This is a genomic window from Ectobacillus sp., assembly GCF_056992975.1.
On sequence record NZ_JBXKMX010000148.1, the window covers coordinates 1 to 2,636 of the forward strand.

Here is a 2,636-nt window from a genome sequence, read left to right on the forward strand (position 1 = left end):
TTCAAGCAACTAATTTTTAGTTTCATATAAATTTGCGTACAATAAAAGAAAGGTGAAACGAAAAGAAGGAGCTAGAATGGTATGGATAAAATTAAAAATATGGAAGAAATAAAGGGGATTATTTCAAATAATCAAATGTCTTTACTTTTTATTAAAACTGTACAGTGCGGCGTATGTGATGCAGTTCTTGCACAAGCAGAAGATGTATTGGAGCGTTTTCCGAAAATACATTCTATCCTTGTATCTCTCGAAGAAACACCGCAAGTTTCTGGTGAATATTTGGTTTTTTCTGCCCCTACATTAATTATGTTTTTAAATGGAAAAGAAATGTTTAGAGAATCTCGATTTGTTGTGTTCAGCGAATTCGAGAGAAAATTACAACAAATATACGAAGTGACTGAAGAATCCTGAACATATTATTCCTTTAGTAGAAATGCTATTTTATTGATAATATTTTCAATTCTTTCTGAATCAGCCCGATACATGTCTGCGGCATTTCTAGATTCTGTTTCAAGTGAAAATAATTCTAAATCTGCTTGGCATTTTTTTAAAGTTGCAAGAAGTAAGGGCTTTTCCTGAGATGATGGAACTTGAATTTTATCATCGTACACATCGACAGTTAATACACCAGTGCTGTCCACTTGTCCAATAAAGACATTGTCTTGGGAAATGCCTATTTTTTTAAGTTCAGTAAGAAGCCAATGTCGATTGTGACCACTAGCTGTTAGTGGTTCATCTAGTATTTTTCCATCCATAATAACAGTTTGTGGTTCTTTTTCAGTAGCTACTTGTAATCCTACCATGCTAGGTGTAAGCGGTTGGTTTTCTTTTTTTACGAGTACATTTAACTCACCGGCTGCTTCAAGCACAGCAAATTCAACATCTGCTACGCGAAATACATCCTTTTTTCGAAGTAACTCCAGCAATTCGTCGCTGGTGTATTTTTCTTTTTTTAAATTATCTTCAAGTATTTTCCCGTCTTTTATTACAACCGTAGCTTTTCCTTCCACGAAATCTCGTATCTTTTTATTTTTTAGTGCGAGTAGTCCTGCAAAGAATGGAATCATGGAAAATACAAGAATACTAAAGACTCCGTGTGTATAATTTTGTTCAAGCCCGGTTGATACTTCTGCAGCTATGTCACCAATTGTCATACCGCCAATATATTCAAAATAGGAAAGCTGTGATATTTGTCGTTTACCTAAAAGTTTTGTGATAAAGAATAGTATAGCTAATATACTTAAGGATCGAACGATTACCATCAACCATTCTGGCATGAAAATCAATTCCTTTCTTACATTCCTTTATATTGTGGTTCTTCGTTTTCTAGATGGGATATTCTTTTTTGCAAATTGGAAATAACGTCGTCTAATTCCATCATGCATTCGTGAAACAGTTGCTTTGTATGGTTATCTACGCTATCTTGGGCTAATACACTTAAACTAGACTGCGCGCCTTTCACACTAGCTAAACAGGATTTAACATTTGCTACGATTGTCATCCAATTGCTCCTTATCCCTTTGGTTTAAAAAGTAGTGCTCCAATAAAGCCGAAAATAATTGCTGCAGAAATACCTGCACTCGTTACTTTAAACATTCCTGTTATAACTCCAACGAGACCGTGTTTTTCTCCCTCGGCCATGGCTCCGTGCACAAGAGCGTTTCCAAAGCTCGTAATGGGCACTGTAGCACCGGCACCTGCAAAATCAATAAGCGGTTCGTATAAATTAAAACCATCTAAAATCGCTCCTGTTACGACAAGTACAACCATCGTATGAGCAGGAGTTAACTTTGCAACGTCAAATAAAAGCTGACCGATTACACAAATAAAACCTCCAACAACAAATGCTGAGATAAACATGGCCATTAGTGAACACCTCCATATTCTATGGATACAGCGTGAGCGATACATGGTATTGTTTCCTTCTGTTGGAATGATAAAGGTGAAAGCAAAGCCCCGGTTGCTACCACTAACATTTTTTTGAATTCTCCATTTTTCATTCGATTTAATAAATGACCATATACAACTGTAGCGGAGCATCCAGGTCCACTTGCCCCCGAAAAAACAGGTTGATCTTTGCTATAAATCAATAATCCACAATCTTGAAATTGTTCATCGTTTATAGAATGTCCATGTTTGCGAAGTAAATGAAGAGCAATTTCTCTTCCAATTTTCCCTAAATCTCCTGTTACAATTAAATCATAGTAAGCTGCATCAATTTGTCTGTCACGTAAATGAGCCTCAATTGTGTCAACAGCAGCAGGTGCCATTGCCCCCCCCATATTAAATGGATCACTTAATCCCATATCTACAACTTTACCAATGGTAGCAGATGTGACAAAGGGGCCGTCCCCTTGAGCACAAAGCAGGGCAACTCCTGCTCCTGTAACGGTCCACTGGGCAGTAGGAGGTTTTTGTCCTCCGTATTCTGTTGGATAGCGAAACTGTTTTTCAACAGCTGCGTTATGACTGGAAGCTCCGGTTAAGACATAATTAGCACATTTACTATTAATAATGAGAGCAGCTAAAGATAGACCTTCCATTGAGGTGGAACAAGCACCGAACAAACCTAAGTAGGGAATTCCAAGTAGACGACTTGCAAAGCTTGTAGGGGTTATTTGATTTATTAAATCCCC

The 2,636-nt window shown here is 37.4% G+C and carries 5 protein-coding genes; 1 reads left to right on the forward strand and 4 read right to left on the reverse strand.

Annotation, left to right across the window (positions count from 1 at the left end; all coding sequences use genetic code 11):
• The first annotated feature begins 81 nt into the window (after positions 1 to 81).
• Positions 82 to 411, forward strand: coding sequence for a thioredoxin family protein (locus AC11ZT_RS07045; protein ID WP_484058918.1), 330 nt, complete (start codon positions 82 to 84; stop codon positions 409 to 411).
• Positions 412 to 416: 5 nt separating this feature from the next.
• Here AC11ZT_RS07045 and AC11ZT_RS07050 read toward each other — a convergent pair whose 3' ends face one another.
• The 4 genes from AC11ZT_RS07050 to spoVAD all read right to left on the reverse strand — a co-directional run.
• Complete coding sequence (locus AC11ZT_RS07050; protein WP_484058919.1) at positions 417 to 1,286, reverse strand: DUF421 domain-containing protein; 870 nt, start codon at positions 1,284 to 1,286, stop codon at positions 417 to 419.
• An 8-nt stretch (positions 1,287 to 1,294) separates the two neighbouring features.
• Positions 1,295 to 1,501, reverse strand: a complete 207-nt coding sequence (locus tag AC11ZT_RS07055) for a DUF1657 domain-containing protein (protein WP_484058920.1) — start codon at positions 1,499 to 1,501, stop codon at positions 1,295 to 1,297.
• Between the two features lie 11 nt (positions 1,502 to 1,512).
• A complete protein-coding gene (spoVAE, locus tag AC11ZT_RS07060; RefSeq protein ID WP_379970262.1) occupies positions 1,513 to 1,860 on the reverse strand; it encodes a stage V sporulation protein AE in 348 nt (115 codons plus the stop codon).
• Between the two features lie 5 nt (positions 1,861 to 1,865).
• The coding region (spoVAD, locus tag AC11ZT_RS07065) for a stage V sporulation protein AD (protein WP_484058921.1) at positions 1,866 to 2,636 on the reverse strand (771 nt) is incomplete at its 5' end.